The organism is Streptomyces sp. NPDC103540, assembly GCF_055584445.1.
Window position 1 is genome coordinate 376,467 of sequence record NZ_JBVJMA010000008.1, and the last position, 16,515, is coordinate 392,981.

17 protein-coding genes and 3 pseudogenes are annotated in these 16,515 nt (G+C 69.5%); 11 read left to right on the forward strand and 9 right to left on the reverse strand.

What is annotated here, in order from left to right; all coding sequences use genetic code 11:
- Positions 1–99 precede the first annotated feature (99 nt).
- Together ACZ6ZI_RS21790 and ACZ6ZI_RS21795 are read right to left on the reverse strand one after the other, a co-directional pair.
- On the reverse strand, positions 100–1,149 hold the full coding sequence (locus ACZ6ZI_RS21790) for a terpene synthase family protein (protein ID WP_469523387.1): 1,050 nt from the start codon (positions 1,147–1,149) through the stop codon (positions 100–102).
- Positions 1,143–1,691 (reverse strand): EF-hand domain-containing protein, encoded by a 549-nt coding sequence (locus ACZ6ZI_RS21795; protein WP_469523389.1) that lies wholly within the window; start codon positions 1,689–1,691, stop codon positions 1,143–1,145. The genes ACZ6ZI_RS21790 and ACZ6ZI_RS21795 overlap by 7 nt, the downstream gene beginning before the upstream one ends.
- 187 nt (positions 1,692–1,878) lie before the next feature.
- Between ACZ6ZI_RS21795 and ACZ6ZI_RS21800 the strand changes: the two genes are divergently transcribed.
- Positions 1,879–2,145, forward strand: a complete 267-nt coding sequence (locus tag ACZ6ZI_RS21800; protein ID WP_469523391.1) for a hypothetical protein — start codon at positions 1,879–1,881, stop codon at positions 2,143–2,145.
- Between the two features lie 503 nt (positions 2,146–2,648).
- On the opposite strand, the gene ACZ6ZI_RS21805 is transcribed toward ACZ6ZI_RS21800, so the two are convergent.
- The gene (locus tag ACZ6ZI_RS21805; protein ID WP_469523393.1) at positions 2,649–3,476 is read right to left on the reverse strand and encodes a TIGR04222 domain-containing membrane protein; all 828 of its coding nucleotides are present in this window, start codon (positions 3,474–3,476) and stop codon (positions 2,649–2,651) included.
- 128 nt (positions 3,477–3,604) lie between these two features.
- On the opposite strand from ACZ6ZI_RS21805, the gene ACZ6ZI_RS21810 reads away from it, so the two are divergent.
- A complete protein-coding gene (locus ACZ6ZI_RS21810) occupies positions 3,605–3,727 on the forward strand; it encodes a hypothetical protein (protein WP_469523395.1) in 123 nt (40 codons plus the stop codon).
- 110 nt (positions 3,728–3,837) lie between these two features.
- Here the strand turns inward: ACZ6ZI_RS21810 and ACZ6ZI_RS21815 are convergent, their stop codons facing one another.
- Positions 3,838–4,059: a hypothetical protein gene (locus ACZ6ZI_RS21815; RefSeq protein ID WP_469523397.1), complete on the reverse strand. Its 222-nt coding sequence runs from the start codon at positions 4,057–4,059 to the stop codon at positions 3,838–3,840.
- 441 nt (positions 4,060–4,500) lie between these two features.
- On the opposite strand from ACZ6ZI_RS21815, the pseudogene ACZ6ZI_RS21820 reads away from it, so the two are divergent.
- The 4 genes and pseudogenes from ACZ6ZI_RS21820 (at position 4,501) to ACZ6ZI_RS21835 (ending at position 7,844) form a co-directional block, all read left to right on the forward strand.
- Positions 4,501–5,754 (forward strand): annotated as a pseudogene (locus tag ACZ6ZI_RS21820) (IS256 family transposase).
- A complete protein-coding gene (locus tag ACZ6ZI_RS21825; protein ID WP_469523400.1) occupies positions 5,751–6,602 on the forward strand; it encodes an alpha/beta fold hydrolase in 852 nt (283 codons plus the stop codon). Before ACZ6ZI_RS21820 ends, ACZ6ZI_RS21825 begins: the two are co-directional and overlap by 4 nt.
- A gap of 350 nt (positions 6,603–6,952) precedes the next feature.
- A pseudogene (locus tag ACZ6ZI_RS21830) lies at positions 6,953–7,351 on the forward strand (ISL3 family transposase); the annotation flags it as partial.
- 55 nt (positions 7,352–7,406) lie between these two features.
- Positions 7,407–7,844, forward strand: coding sequence for a DUF4259 domain-containing protein (locus ACZ6ZI_RS21835; protein ID WP_469523403.1), 438 nt, complete (start codon positions 7,407–7,409; stop codon positions 7,842–7,844).
- Between the two features lie 288 nt (positions 7,845–8,132).
- Here ACZ6ZI_RS21835 and ACZ6ZI_RS21840 read toward each other — a convergent pair whose 3' ends face one another.
- Complete coding sequence (locus ACZ6ZI_RS21840) at positions 8,133–8,645, reverse strand: hypothetical protein (protein WP_469523406.1); 513 nt, start codon at positions 8,643–8,645, stop codon at positions 8,133–8,135.
- A 372-nt stretch (positions 8,646–9,017) separates the two neighbouring features.
- Here ACZ6ZI_RS21840 and ACZ6ZI_RS21845 point away from each other — a divergent pair, with 372 nt between their 5' ends.
- From ACZ6ZI_RS21845 to ACZ6ZI_RS21860, 4 genes and pseudogenes are all read left to right on the forward strand, one after another.
- Positions 9,018–9,344, forward strand: coding sequence for a transposase family protein (locus ACZ6ZI_RS21845; protein ID WP_469523409.1), 327 nt, complete (start codon positions 9,018–9,020; stop codon positions 9,342–9,344).
- Positions 9,345–9,731: 387 nt separating this feature from the next.
- Complete coding sequence (locus ACZ6ZI_RS21850; protein ID WP_469523454.1) at positions 9,732–10,202, forward strand: transposase; 471 nt, start codon at positions 9,732–9,734, stop codon at positions 10,200–10,202.
- A 199-nt stretch (positions 10,203–10,401) separates the two neighbouring features.
- The gene (locus ACZ6ZI_RS21855; RefSeq protein WP_469523411.1) at positions 10,402–11,589 is read left to right on the forward strand and encodes a HEAT repeat domain-containing protein; all 1,188 of its coding nucleotides are present in this window, start codon (positions 10,402–10,404) and stop codon (positions 11,587–11,589) included.
- Positions 11,590–11,659: 70 nt separating this feature from the next.
- Positions 11,660–11,851, forward strand: a pseudogene (locus tag ACZ6ZI_RS21860) (HNH endonuclease); the annotation flags it as partial.
- Positions 11,852–12,236: 385 nt separating this feature from the next.
- On the opposite strand, the gene ACZ6ZI_RS21865 reads toward ACZ6ZI_RS21860, so the two are convergent.
- From ACZ6ZI_RS21865 to ACZ6ZI_RS21880, 4 genes are all read right to left on the reverse strand, one after another.
- Complete coding sequence (locus ACZ6ZI_RS21865; protein WP_469523415.1) at positions 12,237–12,509, reverse strand: hypothetical protein; 273 nt, start codon at positions 12,507–12,509, stop codon at positions 12,237–12,239.
- Positions 12,510–12,579: 70 nt separating this feature from the next.
- Entirely contained in the window at positions 12,580–13,386 is an 807-nt protein-coding gene (locus ACZ6ZI_RS21870) for a hypothetical protein (RefSeq protein WP_469523416.1), read from the reverse strand.
- Positions 13,387–13,605: 219 nt separating this feature from the next.
- Entirely contained in the window at positions 13,606–14,829 is a 1,224-nt protein-coding gene (locus ACZ6ZI_RS21875) for a sensor histidine kinase (protein WP_469523456.1), read from the reverse strand.
- A gap of 8 nt (positions 14,830–14,837) precedes the next feature.
- Positions 14,838–15,479: a response regulator gene (locus ACZ6ZI_RS21880; protein ID WP_469523419.1), complete on the reverse strand. Its 642-nt coding sequence runs from the start codon at positions 15,477–15,479 to the stop codon at positions 14,838–14,840.
- A 426-nt stretch (positions 15,480–15,905) separates the two neighbouring features.
- On the opposite strand from ACZ6ZI_RS21880, the gene ACZ6ZI_RS21885 reads away from it, so the two are divergent.
- Positions 15,906–16,502 (forward strand): hypothetical protein, encoded by a 597-nt coding sequence (locus tag ACZ6ZI_RS21885; RefSeq protein ID WP_469523420.1) that lies wholly within the window; start codon positions 15,906–15,908, stop codon positions 16,500–16,502.
- Positions 16,503–16,515 lie beyond the last annotated feature (13 nt).

Genomic DNA, 16,515 nt, shown 5'->3' on the forward strand with positions numbered 1-16,515 from the left:
TTGCACCACGATCCGGTACAGAGGGACAAGAAGGGGCCGCGGGGGAGGGGGCACGACGCCGCCGGGTGAAGGGCATGCTTGGCGGGCATGTGGCCCCTGTCAGGCGTGTCGGCCGGAGGTGTCGCCGGAGCGCGGTTGTAGTCCGTCGTGCGGGGTTCCGGTGTCGTGTGGTGTTGTGAGGTAGCGGTCGGCTTCGGTCATCCATTCCAGGTTGGCGTGGGGGACGAGGAGGTAGGCGCAGGCGACTTTGCTGGCGGCGCGGGCCGTGCTGGGGGACAGTTCGAGCCGGGAGTACAGGGGGGACAGGGCGCGGGCCGCCAGGTGCAGGTCGTCCATCCGCTGGGAGGTCCGGCGGATGACCCAGTCGATGGCCTCGGCGCGGGGGAGTCCGAGTTCGTGCTCGGCGACCAGGACGTGGTTGGTGAGGCTGCCTGCCTGCTGTTCTCTGGTCAGTGAGACGAGGTCGTTGCACCAGGCGGCGGCGTCGTTGGCCGCGTGTGCGACGTCGGTCCAGCCTGGCGCGGTCGCCAGGGCAGGGGGAAGTTCGGTGCCCAGGAGAGCCTCGCCGACCTCGTAGATGAACGTGGCGAAGGTGGCCCTGCGGTGGGCCGGGTACTCGGCGAGGGATGCGGGACGGCCGGCCCGTCTGGTTTCGAGTTCCCACAGGGTGGCCTTGCGGGTGTTCTCCAGGCCCGTGCGGAACCGGTCGCGCCAGGCTGGGCCCATCGGTGGCGCTGTGTCCCGCCACAGCTCGCCGAAGGCCCTCACGAGGGGCGCGGCGCGGACAGAATCCCTGCCGTGCTCGGTGACGCGGTGGAAGGTGTCGAAGGTGTCGTTGACCTCTCGGGCATGTGGGGGGCGCGTCCGCTCGTCCCAGTGGTCGTCGAGCAGGCCGATCCAGATGCACCAGCGGGTCAGCAGCGCCAACCGCGCGAAGCTCAGCTCGCTGAACATCCGGCCGGCCAGGCGGTGGCCGCCGATGCCACGCAGGCGGTGTTCGCCCGCGTCATCGGCGGCCAGGCCCACTTCCCGTGCCCAGGCGCGCGCCAGCCGGCCGGCACGCTCGGTGTCCGGGTGCAGGCGGCAGTTCCCGCGTAGTGCGGGGATCTGCGCGACCAGCGTGGCCTGGGGGCTTCGGGAGGTCAGCAAGGCTCGCCGAAGAGGAAGTTGCCGACGGCGTCGGGGTCGGCGGAGGTGTAGTACTCCCGGGTCGCGGTCAGCAGTTCGGCGACGGTGAGCTGTCCGTCCCCGTCTCGGTCGAGCTTGGCGAACGCGGTCGCACTGTGTTCCTCCGAGCGGCCGAAGGCTTCCTGGAACACGTTGAATTCCTGCTGGTCGACCTGGCCGTCACCGTCCAGGTCCAATGCCGTGACCACCGCGCGCGCGGCCGGCTCGAAGAGGGCGTCGAACCGGTCGCCGTCCACGAAGTTCACGATCATGGAGTGCTCGAACTCGTCCCTCGAGAGCCGCCCGTCCTTGTTCTCGTCGGCCACGGCCAGCAGGCCGTCCCAGAACGTGTCGAAGGAGTCCAGCACGGCCCGTCCCCGTTCCGAGGCCGGCGAGACACCCAGACCGGTGAGCAGCCGGGCACCCAGGCCCTGCATGTCCTCGAGCGCGGCATAGCCGCTGTTGTCCACATCGATGTGCTGGAAAGAGCGGTTGATCTTACGGACCTGCAGATCGGTGGCCATGCGCTGCTCCTGTCGAAGGGGGACGAAGGTCGTCCTCGAGGTCGTCCAGCAACAGAACGACCGCCCCCAAGCCCCCGTTACGGGCTACCGCAGCCGACACCGGATAGCCCGCACGAGTGAGCCCGTTCCGCGAGCCATGCACCGGCCGGGGTCGTAACCCTGCTGTGGCCATGATCGTTTCTGCGGCATGGATACCGCACACGTACACGCACGGCGCCTTGTGCAGGAGTGCCTGGCCGCCGCGCACCCCGAGGACGAGCAGGGGCGCCATACCGCCCTGCAGGCATTGGCCGTCCGGTTCGAGGAGGCCGGCCCCAGCTTGTACGGGGAACACCTGCATCAGGCTGCGGAGCATTCGGCGTTGGCCGCGACCGCGCATATCGCCATGCTGACCGGGCTGGACGCGGAGGAAGCCGCGGTTGCTGCCCGTGGCCTGCTGAGACGGCTCATGTGAACCAGCGGTGCCCGGACCGGGCTCAGCGGAGGCGGCGCGGATGCCCGGGTCCTGGTTCGGCCGGCGGTGGCGTGCAGGCGTCGTACAGCCGCTTCGGCGGGCGCATCCCCGCGGTGCCCGCGCCCGCCGGCTCCAGCGCGGGGAGCCGGCCGACGCGGTAGTGGCCGCTGGCGCGGAGCCGGTCGCGGAGCCTGGCACGATGTCCTTCGACATCCCCCGACTTGAGACGATCGACACGGCCGGCAGGGCCGGACAAGGTGGCCGCCTCGCTGGGGTTGAACATCGACGACTCCCGGACCCTCCTGGCCCGCTACGGCCGCTGGAGCCAGTTCGACCGACCCGGGCCCCGGCGCCGGTGCCGACCGGCATCCGCGCCGGACTTGTCGGTGGCCGCGCAGCGTTCTTCGGCAAGTCCGGCAAGCCATGCCGTTGGCTGATGCTCTCATCGGCCCCGTCGATCGACCGGCGTAGCCGGGGTTGACGGCGGGCGCCCGAGTACCCGTTCAGAGTCCGCCGATCCCGCCGATGCCGCCGAGCGCGGGCGGGTCGTCGGATTGGTACGAGGAGGGCGGGGGCCGGTACAGGGCGCGGGCGAGTTCGGGGGGCATCTTGGTGGCGTGGGTGCCTTCGGCCGCCACCTCGCGCAGGATCCGGTCGTGCGGTCCGTCCCCGGCCGGCTGCCGCTGCGACTCGATCAGCTCCCTACCGGCCGGGGTCGGCCCGCCGGCCGGCGCCTGTGACCTGCTTCCCACCAGCAGGGTGAGAAGCCCGGCCGGGACGGCGGCGGCCGCCCACCCTGCCGGGGCACTGCCGTAGCCGCGGTAGGCGATCAGGCCGGCCAGCACGAACCAACTCGCCGCGCTCAGGGCCAGGATGAGCATGCCGGACCAGGCTTCCGCCCGGGCGAGCAGGGCGGGGTGGACGATCAGCCCGTCCCGGGCGAGGACGTCGCCGACCCGGCGTACCTGGGCACTGCGTTCGGTGCGCATTTCGACGCGGCGGGCGGACACCGGCCGGCCCGGGCGGCAGGAGGCCAGGGCGGCGGCCAGGACCGGGTGCCTGTCCGGATCCGGGTCCGGACCCGCGGAGCCGGTCAGGCTGATGCCGCGCCCGTCGACGGTTATCCGGCCTTGCAGGTACAGAGCGGTCAGCGCCGTCTGAGCGGTCCGGCGCGCCTGGCCACGGAGGAACGCGTACGCGTGGTCGTCCAGTACGGGCGGCTGGTCCGGGGGAGTGGCACGAAACGAGCGAACCTTGCGGCGGGCCCACCAGTGACCCGCTACCGATCCGGTCGCCAGACACCACACGCCGACGCACAGCCACACCCACATCCGCCCACCCCCGACGCGGCGCCCCACCCCGCGTCGGCCCTCTACCCCCCGACCGGTCCCCACACACCGGACGCCCGGCGAGGTCAGCACGTTCTGTACTCGTAGCGGCTGGAGTCGCAGGCGCAGGAGTGGAGTGGACCGCGACCAAGCTCCGCTGGGGCCTTGCCGTCGACGAGCTGGAGCGGGACCGACTGTGGGACATCGCGGCGGGCTGCCAGGACACCCCCGTGGAGTTCGCTCCCGCTCCGTAACGGCTCCCGGGCATCGGCGAAGGCTTGCCGGTGCCGGTGACGGGCCGGGCGGGCCGGGCGGGCCGGTGACCCGGTTCGTTCTCGAACCGGCTTCAGGGCGGGGGCGGGGTTTACGGGTAGGGTGCCGGGTGGGTGGGGGTGGCGAGGCGGGAGCTGATGCGGAAGCGGAGTTCGCTCGCGGCCCGACGGATGTCCTCGTCCTGGTCCTCGTGGTCCAGGACGCCCAACAAGACCATGAGCGCACGGGCTTCGTCGGCGCTGATGAGCTTCACACGGGTTTCGTTCACGCCGTCGAGCAGGGCATCGAGCAGATCCAGCACGTCCTCGTCCATGCCCGCACAACGCCGAAACCACACCCGACGTCACCCACGGGCCGCCCTTCGACCAGGCCGCGCCGCCCGTTCGCTGCTACGCCCGCTGCGCTCCTTCGGTTGTGGCATCGGTCGCGCCGGTCGACCGGCGGTGGCCAAGCCCAGCCGGGCGCGGGCCCGGGCCGAGGTGCAGGGCGGGTGTGGGTGGTGGTGGGTGGCCGCGTCCCGTCGGGGATGAGGCCACCCTCGTTGCGGTTCCGCGCGTGCGGATATCCGGCGCTGCGGCACGATTCGGCTGCAGCGCACCAACCGCCGCCAGAAGACCGACGGCCCCCGCGCGCAGCCGAAAGAGCAATGATCGGAACCTGTGGATCGGCTCGGTGAGGGCGTCCTCTCCCGAGTGATCGTTTCCTGGTCACCGATGAGACCGACGTTGCCGCGTCGGTCGGGAGGGCACGTCCTGTGCTTACCGTAGGCAACGTCGACGGTCCTACCGAAAAAGGCTCCCTGATCGACGAGATCGTCCGGGAAGGTGCGCGGCGGATGCCGGCCGCCGCGCTTGAGGCCGAGGTCAACTCCTACCAGGCCGAGCCGGCTGACGCCCGCGACGAGGCCGGGCGCCGCCTGGTGGTGCGCAACGGCTTCCACCAGCCCCGGGGGATCGCGACCAGCGCCGGCGCGGTCGAGGTCAAGGCCCCGCGGGTCAACGACAAGCGCGTCGATGAGATGAACGGCGAACGGCAGCGGTTCTCCTCGGCGATCCTGCCGCCGTGGACTCGCAAGACCCCGTAGGTATCCGAGGTGCTGCCGCTGCTCTACCTGCACGGCCTGTCCACCGGCGACTTCGTCCCGGCTCTGGAGCAGTTCCTCGGGTCCGTGGCCGGGCTGTCTCCGGCCACGATCAGCAGGCTGACGGCGACCTGGACCGAAGACCACAAGACGTTGCAGAAGCGCGACCTGTCCAAGACGGACTTCGTCTACGTGTGGGCCGACGGCGTGCATCTGAGGGTGCGCCTGGACCAGGCCAAGGCGTGCGTGCCGGTCATGGTCGGGATCCGGGCCGACGGAAGCAAGGAGCTGATTGCCCTGGAGGAGGGCTACCGGGAGTCCGGCGAGTCGTGGGCGAACCTGATGCGCGACCGCTCCCGGCGCGGGATGCGCGCTCCGGTCCTCGCGGTCGGCGACGGCGCGCTCAGGTTCTGGAAGGCGCTGCGCGAAGTGTTCCCCGAAACCAGCGAACAGCGCTGCTGGGTTCACAAGACCGCCAACGTGCTCGACGCCCTGCCGAAGTCCGCGCAGCCCGCGGTCAAGGCGGCGATCGCAGACATCTACAACGCCGAGGACGAAGACCACGCCGGCGCTGCGATCAGGGCGTTCGCCAGACAGTACGGCGCGGAGTTCCACAAGGCCGTGGCGAAGGCCGTCGATGATGAGGACGTACTCCTGGGGTTCTACGACTACCCGGCCGAGCACTGGATCCACCTGCGCACCACGAACCCCATCGAATCAACCTTCAGCACGGTCCGTTTGCGGACCAAGGGCACCCGCGGTGCCGGCTCCCGCGCCGCCGCGCTCGCGATGGCCTTCGAACTCATCGAGTCGGCCCGGACCCGCCGGCGCGCCGTGAACGCACCCCACCTGGTTGCCCTCGTGCGGGCCGGAGCCCGCTTCGAGCGCGGAATCCACGTCGAACGCTCTGAGATGATCGCGTCATGAGGCAGAGCACCGATGAACACGACCTCGCACAGGACCCAGAAACCCATCGCGTGCCGGTCTCCGGTGGCGGGTGGCTGTGGGCCGAACACCGCGGAACGGGAAGCCCGGTGGCACTGCTGCACGGCGCCGGCATGGACGCCCGCCTGTGGGACCTCGTCGTCCCCGCGTTGGCCCGTCACCACAGCGTGGTTCGCTTCGACGCCCGCGGCCTGGGCCGCTCCACGCCGCCGGAGGATCCGTTTGACGACGTGGAAGATCTGCTCGCCGTCCTGGACTACTTCGGACTGGATCAGGCTGCGCTGGTCGGGCTGAGCATGGGTGGGGAGACGGCACTGGATTTCTCCCTCGTCCACCCCGCGCGAGTCAGCGCTCTGGTCCTGGTCGGGGCCTCTGTCAGCGGCCACACATGGCCGCAGGACCCTGAATCGTCGGCCTACGCCGCAGCCCGTCGCGAGCGGGACGCCGCACGGCTGGCCGAACTGGAACTGTCGATCTGGGCGCCCCTCGGCGTCACCGCCCCGGGCGGAGAGCTGATCAAGTTGATGATCGAGGACAACGCGCAGCGGCGCATCGTCAGCGAACAACACTTCGCGGATCTGGGCCGGAACGCCGCCGCCTGCCTCGACCAGATCGCCGTGCCGACGCTCGTCATCCACGGCGACCGCGACCATTCCGAGATCGCGGTGATCGCCGACAGGCTCGTCGCCGACATCCCCGACGCCGGCGGCGACCTGGTATCCGGAGCCGACCACTACCTACCGCTACGCGCACCCGAACGCCTCACCGAACTACTGCTCGCGCATCTGGCCCGACACCGCCATCAGCAACAGTCAATCCACAACTTTTGACAATTGCTCCGACATCCGGACCGTGTCGCTCTGCCCCGACGAGGAGTTCGCGTCCATCTTCGAGGGTGCATATCGGAGTCTGAGCGGTCGCGCGATCCTTGCGAATATCGACGGGCCGACACTTCGGTTCACCCTGGAGCCAGAGGCCGAATACGCTCTCAGCGTCTGGCGAAAGGGTGGCGAAACCGCACGGGCGAGATATGACGAGATGGTCGGCACCGAATGTCCCATTCAAGGGCTGGAAGAATATGTGATCCAGTTCGTTCCAGCGGGACGTTAAAACTCTGTAAGGATGCGCGAGCACCCCAAGGGGCTCGCGCATCCTACTCCGGGACCCTGTGCCGGAGGGTCGGCCGCCGTCGCCCAGGACAGTCGCCGGATGGATCTTGACCCACCCGGACGCCCTTGCGGAGAAGGATCGGCTGAAGCTGAAGTCCGTTCTGGCTCACTGCCCCGAGCTGGACGTGTTCGCCGGCCACATCCGTTCCTTCGGGCAGATGCTCACCCAGCTCCAGGGAGAACGCCTCCCCGAGTGGATCGCGGCGCTCCGGGCCGACGACCTGCCCAGCATGCCCACCTTCATCAGTGGCCTCGAACGTGACCTCGCGGCTGTAACCGTCGGCCTGACCCTGCCCTGGAGCTCGGGTGTCGTGGAAGGTCACGTCAACCGCATCAAAATGATCAAGCGGCAGATGTACGGACGCGCCGGCTTCAAGCTCCTGCGCAAGCGGGTGCTGCTTGCCTCGTGACCTCGTTGTCGGTGGCCAGTGCGACGATCGCCCAGACGGCCATGCGAGGAGAGATATGGGCACCTGGGATACCGGCCCCTTCGACAACGACACCGCCGCCGACTTCGGGGGTGATCTGGACGAGGCAGCGCGGGAAGAACGTGAACCCATGATCCGCAGCGTGCTCGTACGCGCCGCCAGCCACGTGGACTTCCTCGGCGTCTACGACGGCGAGCGGGCTGTGGCCGCAGCTGCCCTGGTCGTTGCCCGGCATCCTTACGGCGAGCCGGCGTGTTTGAACTATGGCCCATCAGAGCCGCTACCGGAGTTGCCCGCAGACCTTCGAGCGCTCGCAGTCGACGCCCTGGCCCAAGTGGTCTCCGACCGGTCTGAACTCGCCGAGCTGTGGGCCGAAGCTGCGAACTGGTCGCAGTGGCGTCAGGAGATCACCCGCCTCCGCGACGTCCTTGACCCTCCGATCCCGCCACAAGAGGAAGTTCTCTTCGAGATCTAATCGGTTACCCACAGTCACGGACCATAGGAGTTGCGCCAGAACCGGGATACGAGAACGAATGTCGACGAGTGTTGGCAGCGGTTCCGGCATGTGAGGCTCGGCAATGTCGGTCAGAAGTAGAAGCGTTGGACCGCCCAACCGCCCACCCCGCTGCGGCTTCGTCCCGTAACGGCTTGATCCGGGTAGTGGCACGTTCACCAAGCCCGCGTTGGGACGGTGATCGGATCACCGCTCAGTGGAGCGGCCGGGACAGCCCCTTGCATCCCGGCCGCTACAAGGGCGCCGGCCTCAGGCGTCGGGGTTCTTCCCCTCGGTCGTCTTGTTGAGGCGGTCAATCTGGAGCTTGGCGAAGTCGCCGTAGGGCTGGGGTTGGTTCTCCTTCAGGTTCCCGCTCTCCAGCCGGATCAGGGTGCTTCCGACGCGCATCATGACCTCGGTGTGCGGACCCGTGAAGGCGTCGGTCTCGTCGGCACCGGCAGAGATCTTCAGCGGCTTCGCCTCAGGCCCCGCCTTCCGCCGCGCTTCGGCTGACATGCCCTTCAGCCCGGCCTTCGCATCGTCCACCGACCTGAACGACACGATGGAGAACCGGATGGTCGAACCGCCAAGCGCCGTGCTCTCTTCGAGGGAGAGCGTAGTCGACCCGACCGAGACGAAGCCGCCGCAGCTCGTGCTTGTATGCTCCTCGCACGCCCGCAGACTGTCGCCGCCCTCGTAGGTCTGGACGCCGCCCACCGCCCGCCATCCCTGCGGCGCTGCGGTCTTGCTGATGAGGGCCGTGCGGATCATGTCCTCGGTCACCACCGGAGCATTCCCCTTGCCACCCGCGGCCCCGGCGCCGCCGACAGCACTCGCCCCGTCGTCACCATCACTTCCGCACGCCGTCAGCGCCACTATCAGCGCTGCTCCACCCGCGAGCCCCCGTACTGTCCTGAACACCGTCAACCCCCACTGGTTTCTCGAACACTTGACCTGCAGACTCAACCGCATCGCGACGTCGCACGGCAACTCGTCCGTCCTTTGCGAGCCGCACCTGGGCCCCCTCGTCGTACGGAGCACAACCATGGTTCCGAAGCAAGCACTCCGCCGCTTCCAGAGGGACCGTAAATCGTTCGGCTCTTCCAAGATTTTCGTAGGCGTTGATCGTCTTGGCGATCCGGCCTGGGGGCAGGGATGTCGCTGCCAGGCTTGTGGCGTGTGTCGTCGCTATCGAGGAACTGTTGCCGCAGCCGGCCGGGTTACGGATCGAGCGGGTGGAGGACCAGCCCGGAGGCGGTTCGGGTCACCGCCGTGACCAGGGACGACATACCCCGAACTTGTCCGGGATGCGGGCAGGTGTCGCGGTGGACGCACTCGCGGTACGTGCGTCGTGTCGCGGACGAGGCGGTAGGAGGGCGTCCGCTGGTGATCGACCTGTCCGTGCGGCGGTTGTACTGCGAGAATCCAGACTGCCTGAAGCTGACCTTCGTCGAGCAGGTCGACGGTCTGACGGAGCGATAGCAACGACGTACCCCGGCGCTGCGGCGGGTGGTCGAGGCGGTCTCGGTGGCTCTGGCCGGCTCGGCCGGCGCCCGGCTGCCCAGGGTCCTGCACCACGCATTGTCCGGAGCGACGGTGCTGAACTGCCTGATGCGGATCACTCTGCCGGACCGGCCAGTGCCGCGGGTGGCGGGGATCGATGAGTTCGCCCTGCTCAAGGGCCACCGTTACGCCACTGTCCTCATCGATGCGGACACCGGCGAGCGGATCGAAGTGTTGCCCGACCGCCTTGTCCGCACCCCCACCTACCGGCCCGGCCTGGTCGACCCCTACCGCAACCACCTGCGAGAACGCCGTGCGGAGGACCCGGCCGTCCCCACCACCCACCTGCTTGCCGAGATCAGGGAGATGGGCTGCACCGGCAGCGCAAACCTCCTGGTCCGCTACATCAACCAAGGCCGCGTCGAAGCCGACCACGCCACCCTCTCTCCGCGCCGCGTCACCCGCCTGATGACCACCCGCCCGGACCGCCTCGATGCTGATCAGCGCACCTTGCGCGACCAGCTCGCCGGCTCCTGTCCGCAGATGACCGCGCTGGCGGGCCAACTCCGAACCTTCGCCGACCTGCTGATCCCGGCCGCGGACAACGCGGAGGCCCTGACCAGCTGGATCAGCCGAACCCGCGAAGCCGACCTGCCCTTCCTGCGCTCCTTCGCGAACGGCCTCGAACGCGACCGCGCTGCCGTCGACGCCGCCGTGACCCTGCCGCACCACAACGGCCGTACGGAAGGAGTCAACATCAAGATCAAACTCGTCAAGCGCTCGATGTATGGCCGCGCAGGTCATCGCCTCCTTCGCCAGATCATCCTGTTGAACTGACGGCCCCCCGCAACGATCAACGCCTACGAAAATCTTGGAAGAGTCGAACGATTTACAGTCCCACCGCAGATCGTGGACAGACCTAGACTGAGCTGCGGAAACGCGGAGGGGGAGTGAAGTGATGGATGTGGGTGGGCGCGTGGGCGATGTGGTGGAGCCTCCTCTGGTCGCCGCTGCTCGGGCTGGGGACACGCTCCGTGTGAAGCAGCTTCTGGAGGAGGACGGGGACTACGGGGACTACGACGAGCGGACCGCCGCGTTCGCTGTGGCTGTCCAGGCGTTCCACGGGCACATCGCCGATCTGCTGCTCATGGGTGGGGCCGATGCCAGCCAGTGCGCGCCGGAGGAACTGCTGCCCCTGCGCGAGGCGGTTGATTCGGGTTCGCCCGCGCTGGTCGGGGCCCTTCTGGATCACAGCATCCGGGACAGGTACCCGGCGTCCGAGCTGATGGAGATGCGGGATATCGCGCGCAGGTGGCACGAGGCGGGGACCGAAGCCGAACTGCGGCGCCGCACCGGCTCCCAAGACGATGTCGTCCGTACACGGGTCCAGGACGATGAGTACTGCACCGTCGGCGAGCTCACGCTCGGCGGAATCACCGTGCGGGACGGGCACGGGGCGATCCTCACAGACCTGGAGGAACAGCTTGGCACCCGTGCCTCGTGCGAGGAACTCATCACACGCGCGTTGGACCGCGACCCGGACCACACAGCGTGGGGACGGGCCGCGATCCTGCTGTCTCACCGACGTGATCAGGAGACCTGGACGTTCGCCGAGACCTTGCGCGCTGATGCGGACCCGTCCCGCCGGTTGTTCGGTGCCGAGCTGATGCGGCTGATCGAGCTCTTCGCTGACAGCCACGAGGAAGAGTTCTGCGTCCTCGCCGTGGACGCCCTCACCGACTGGTCGGGTCAGGAGACGGACAACGCCGTCCTCACAGAGGTGCTGCATGGACTTGGTTCGTACGCCGGATCGCGTGCCGAAGCGGCCCTCCTGGCGCACATTGCCCACCACGACGCCGGCGTCCGGCGAGCCGTGGCCGGCGGCCTGGGCGCGCGTCAGGACTCCACGGACCTGTCCGAGGATGCTCGTGAGGCACTGCTGGTGCTGATGACGGATGTGGACGCGGCGGTACGGCGGGCAGCCTGTCGCTCGGCCGGGCAGGGCAGAGACCTCGATCCCGTCCTTGCCGAAGCCACGGCCGCGCTGCTGGACGACACGGACCGTCAGGTCCAGGTCCTCGCCGTATATGGGCTCGCCCTCCACGACGATGAGCGGTGCACGGAAGCGGCACGTCGCCTTGGCCCGCCACAGCCAGGCTACCCGGACGAGGAGGATTACCGCGACGCGGTGTGGCGCTACGAGTGGCGTCGCGACGGCCGCTGACATTACCGCCTGGGTTTGTCAACGTTCATGAGTCGGGAGTACCGCACGGTTCGAATGACGCTCCCCACCGACTGGGGCCTCTGGCCGGACTGCGGCGCGGCGGGAGGCGTACGCGAACGACCAGGGGCGGCCGGCCTCGCTGGTGGCGGTGACGGCGCGGTCGAACAGGACGAAGGCCGACCGTGACCCCGCGGAGTGGTTGCCGCCGTCGGCGGAGGCCCTGTGCCGGTACGGCGCGGAGTGGACCGCGACCAAGCTCCGCCCGCCAACACGGCGAGGAAGACCTGGTTCGCGCTGATCAGCTCCGCTCCATCGCCCCTGCCGGCTCCTCGACGGGAGTTGCGTCACGAAGGCGGCGTATCGCCGCGAGCGAAGGCGAGCAGCAAACACGCTGCCGCGCCGGCCAAGACCCACCACAGAACATGTCCGGCCGTGTGCACTTCGTCTCACGGCCCATCCGACCTGCCGCCCGGACTGTTTTGAGCACCTCCGGCTGCGCGCCGGGCTCCTGGCCCGGCACCCAGCCGGCTGATGGCGACGAGCGGTGCCGAGGGCCTGCTCATGGCGCGAGCAGGCCCCGCCAGCGGTGGTCGCAGCGACACCCCCTGCGACCACCGCGCAACCGCGCTGCCTCTTCGCCGTTGTGGTCAATCCAGGAGCCGGGCCACCTGCCAGGCGAGGACGAGGTGGACCGCAGCGCAGGTCGCCCAGCCTGTTGCCCGGCGGATGCCGTTGCGGACGGCCTGGATCCATCCGGTGGTGATCAGGAGTCCTGCCAGGCCAATGCAGATCCAGGCTCCGATGAGCCATGGCACGTCCAGGTCGGTGATGATCACGATGAGTCCGGAGGGGAACAGCACCAGCATGGGAATGGCCCATGTGCCCTCCGTCGCCACGTTGTCGACGGCCTCTTCGCTCATGTACTTCCGATCCCTGTTTCATGGTGTTCGGTCATCGTCCGCCGGGACGGCCGGATGGGCCGGAGACGGGTCAGTGGTTGAAGTGCCACCAGATGTCATACAAGGACAGGCCGGGCATGACCGCCTTGATCGGGTAGCGGACCCATGCGGGCTTGCTGTTGAACCACTGCTGGAAGTCGGCGTACTTGCCGCCGACGGCCTTGGCGAACCCGCCGATCTTCTGGAAGGCGGATGCGATCGCCTTCCAGTTGGGGTCGGCGACCACGGGGAAGGCGGTGCTGTCGTCGAAGGCGACCGTCTGGACGATGCGGTTGCCTTCCACCCGGTAGGAGGTGGCGACCGGGTGGCCGTTGGCGTCCTTGGCCCACGGGGCGTCCAGGAGGCCCAGCGGCATGCGGTCCTTGACCACGAGGAGGGAGCCGTCGGCCAGCTGCTTCACCTCGGCACCGGAAGGCAGCCCGAGGTCGAAGCCGTACTCCTTGGGCGCGCTCTTGTCCTTGATGACGACCAGGGCCCGTGCGCCGTCGGCGGTGGCCTGCACGGCGAGGTCGGCGCCGGGAGCGGCGTCGGGGTAGACCGTGGTGCCCCTGCCGGTGCTGACACCGGCGCTGTCCTTCGTCTCGGGCAGACCGATCGAGACGCGTTCACCGGTCCCCGTCGCCACGAAGACCTCGCCCGCCGAGCTGGCCGGAAGGCTGTTCCCCGGGACCGCGGCAGCCAGCAGCCCGGCTGTGCCGGTGGCTTTCTCGACCGCCTGCCCGGTGCGCTCCGCTCCCGTCGGGCTCGAGTCGGCCAGGGCGGCGGAGGACATGCCGCCGACCAGGGAAACGGATATGAGGCCGGCCACGGCCGCGCTGCGAAGTGATGCTCTGTACACGGATTTCCTCAACACGAGTTCGTCAGGGCGCCGGCTCGGGAGTCGCTCCCGACCGCGGCGCCGTCGGTCCGCACCAGCATCGAACCGGCCGGGCCCGCGCTGTACCCCCCGCGGGACGGTTCCCACCCCGCCGACCGGCGGGGTGCCGGGGCCTGTCCCTGGCCGTGCCGCCAGGGACGCCGTCCCCTGCGCGACCGGCCTCCCGCAGCTCCCTTCCGGCTACCGCGCGGGTGCCTTGTGTGCGTGGGGGAAGACCGCGGTGACGGTGTAGCTGCCGTCGGGCGCGGGGCCGGCGGTGAGCGTGCCGCCGAGGAGGCGGGCGCGTTCCGCCAGCCCGGTGAGCCCCCGGCAGCTTCCAGGGATGCGAAGCGGGGTCGCGTCCTCAGCAGGAGGTCCGTTGCGGACCCTTACGCGCAGGCTGTGGTCGTCGGCCGTGACGGCCACCTCCACGGGGGATCCGGGGGCGTGTTTGCGGATGTTGGTCAGGGCTTCCTGGACCGTGCGGTAGACGGCGCCTTCGACCTCGCGCGTCGTGTGCGGCCAGGCGCCGGGGAGGTCGAGGCGGACGGACAGCCCGCTGTCCTGCACCAGCTCGCCGAGGCCCCCGAAACCGGGCACCGACGGTGACTCGGCTCCTGCGACCTCGCCGGTCCGAAGGACGTGGAGCAGGTCGTGGAGTTCGGTGACGGTCCGTGCGGCCAGCCGCTGGATCTGCTGGGCACTTTCGTGGACGTTCACGGATTCCGGCGGGGCGACCTGGAGCGCGCCGGCCTGCAGGCTGATCAGGCTGATCTTGTGGGAGACGGTGTCGTGCATCTCCCGCGCCAGCCGGCTGCGTTCGGCGTTCAGCGCCTGCTGGGTGTGCAGCCGTTCCTCCAGCATCCGGCGGGCCCGGGCTTCCTCCAGCTGCTCCTGCCGGGCCCGTGTCGAGCGGCCGATGACGATGGCCAGGATCGGAACGGCGCAGCATTCCAGCGGAGAGCTCGCGTCCAGGTTGTCCAGGCCGACGGTGAGGGGGAGGTCCCCGGAGGCGGGGGAGACGAGGCCGTACAGGACGGCGGTCACCGCTGCCGCGGCCCATCCCACAAGGGCCGGGCCGCGCCGGGCGGCTATGTAGTACAGCGCGATCAGCGGTGCGAGGTTGAGGTAGCCGAGACAGTACGCGGGCAGCGTGACGAGCAGAGCCACCTCAGGCGCCCTGTGGCGCAGCAGCAGCGTCGCGGCGGCCGCCAGCGAGAGGGACAGACTGGTGACCGTGTGGGAGGGGATGTTGATGACGAGGACATCGCCCATCGCGCCGAGGACAGGCACCAGGCTCCAGGCAGGACGCCTGCCGGCCGGAACGCGCTGGAGCTCGACCAGCGCGCTGGCGACGGTCGCGCCAGGCGTGGTGCCCGGCCTGCCGCGCACGGTCTGGAGGCCCACGCGCAGCCCCTGCAGCATCCGCACGATCACGTTCGGGCCCGCCCGGGCCCGAGCAGCCCCGCGCGCTCGGCGATGACGGCGGCCTGGACACGGTTGAGGCCGCCCAGCTTCGTCAGGACCGAACTCACGTGGTCCTTGACGGTGCCGTGGGCCAGGTGCATCCGCTGCGCGATGGCGAGGTTGTTGTGGCCGGCGGCCACCTGGGCCAGCACCTGGAGCTCGCGCCCGCTCAGCCGGCCCACGAGCCGGACCGCCCCGGTGTCGTGGCCCGAGGCGAGGTACCCCTCGATCACCGGTCCCGTCGCCTCGGGCGCCAGGACCCGGCCGCCGGCCGCGAGGGTCCGCACCGAGTGGATCAGCTGTTCCGGAGAGGAGTTCTTCATCAGGAACCCGGCCGCCCCGGCCCGCAGCGCCTCTTCGACGTACTCCTCCAGACCGAAACTGGTGAGCATGGCCACGGCGGGAGCCCCTGGCGCGCCGACGATCCGGTGGAGCACGGACATCCCGTCCACGCCCGGCATCCGGATGTCCAGCAGCAGCACGTCCACGCGATGGGCCCGCAGGCTCTCCACCGCGCCGGCGCCCCCAACCTCGACCACCACGCTGATGTCGCCGGCGGAGTCCAGGATCAGCCGCAGCCCCGCCCGGACCACCGGCTCGTCGTCCACGACCGCGACTCGAATCACAGCTTGTCCCCCGCCCCATATACGTCTGCTACCGCCTACGACGGCTTTCCGCCGCGCCGCGTTGCCCGGGCTGCACGTGTCGCACGACACAAATTCCTGCGCCGCGTCCTGAGCCGCGAGGCAGCCCAGGCCAGAGGCCCTGGGGGAGGGGGAGGAGAGTCTTCGGCCCCGCCGCTCGGCGGGGGAGCGTTCCCGCCGACCAGTGGATGGCGGATCGCAACGACCGCCCTCGATGATCATTCAGCAGGGCCGCCCACCGAGACTCCGGCATCATCCGGCTTCGATCCGCGGGCGCCTGCTTCACCCCCGGCGCATCGCCGGGGGGTACACAGGCCGCTCCGCCGCCCAGGTGCCTACCCACATGGCGTGCGGTTCCGGCTGTTTCATGAACGTTAAGGAAAAAGCAATATGTCCGTTTTCGTCAACTCGCGCAGTGGTGCCCCGTTGCGCAGCCGTGCCGCCGCTGTGGCCCTCCTCGCCGCTTCCGCGGTTCTCGTCACGACCGGTGCCGCGCACGCCGCGGCACCGGCTGCCCCGTCCTCCTCCGTTGCCCTGTCCACAGGCGGCGCGCTGGAGGGGATCACCGGTACCGACGAGCAGAACCTGGCCGGCATCGAGGAAGCGCTGAAGCTCATCAGCGAAATCCCCGACGAGGTGTTGGAACAGGGCGATGCGGCCACCGTGCAGTGGCTTGAGGAGCACGCACCGACGGCCGGGGAGGGCGGTCGTCACAAGCGGGCATTCAGCGCCGGCGGCTGTGCCCGCGGCATCCTCCTCGCCGTGGGCTCCAACATCTTCGCCATCGGCAAGATCTACAAGACGAAGAAGGCGATCGACAAGCTCGGCGGTGTCGCCAAGGTCGTCAACAAGATCCAGTCCAAGAAGAAGATGGGCAAGACGTTCAAGAAGGGGATCGCCGAGGTCTTCGAAGAGGCGGGCTCGGGGCTCGGCGGTATTGCCGCGGAGATTCTCGGCATCGACGGGGTCATGAAGAACTGCTGGTGAAACAGCGCAAGGA

Bases quoted from the DNA above. Each gene is read 5' to 3' on its own strand.
- ACZ6ZI_RS21795 (WP_469523389.1), bottom strand. From the start codon at position 1,691: ATGGCCACCGATCTGCAGGTCCGTAAGATCAACCGCTCTTTCCAGCAC.
- ACZ6ZI_RS21800 (WP_469523391.1), top strand. From the start codon at position 1,879: ATGGATACCGCACACGTACACGCACGGCGCCTTGTGCAGGAGTGCCTG.
- ACZ6ZI_RS21805 (WP_469523393.1), bottom strand. From the start codon at position 3,476: ATGTGGGTGTGGCTGTGCGTCGGCGTGTGGTGTCTGGCGACCGGATCG.
- ACZ6ZI_RS21815 (WP_469523397.1), bottom strand. From the start codon at position 4,059: ATGGACGAGGACGTGCTGGATCTGCTCGATGCCCTGCTCGACGGCGTG.
- ACZ6ZI_RS21825 (WP_469523400.1), top strand. From the start codon at position 5,751: ATGAGGCAGAGCACCGATGAACACGACCTCGCACAGGACCCAGAAACC.
- ACZ6ZI_RS21835 (WP_469523403.1), top strand. From the start codon at position 7,407: ATGGGCACCTGGGATACCGGCCCCTTCGACAACGACACCGCCGCCGAC.
- ACZ6ZI_RS21845 (WP_469523409.1), top strand. From the start codon at position 9,018: ATGTCGCTGCCAGGCTTGTGGCGTGTGTCGTCGCTATCGAGGAACTGT.
- ACZ6ZI_RS21850 (WP_469523454.1), top strand. From the start codon at position 9,732: ATGGGCTGCACCGGCAGCGCAAACCTCCTGGTCCGCTACATCAACCAA.
- ACZ6ZI_RS21865 (WP_469523415.1), bottom strand. From the start codon at position 12,509: ATGAGCGAAGAGGCCGTCGACAACGTGGCGACGGAGGGCACATGGGCC.
- ACZ6ZI_RS21875 (WP_469523456.1), bottom strand. From the start codon at position 14,829: ATGCTGCAGGGGCTGCGCGTGGGCCTCCAGACCGTGCGCGGCAGGCCG.
- ACZ6ZI_RS21885 (WP_469523420.1), top strand. From the start codon at position 15,906: ATGTCCGTTTTCGTCAACTCGCGCAGTGGTGCCCCGTTGCGCAGCCGT.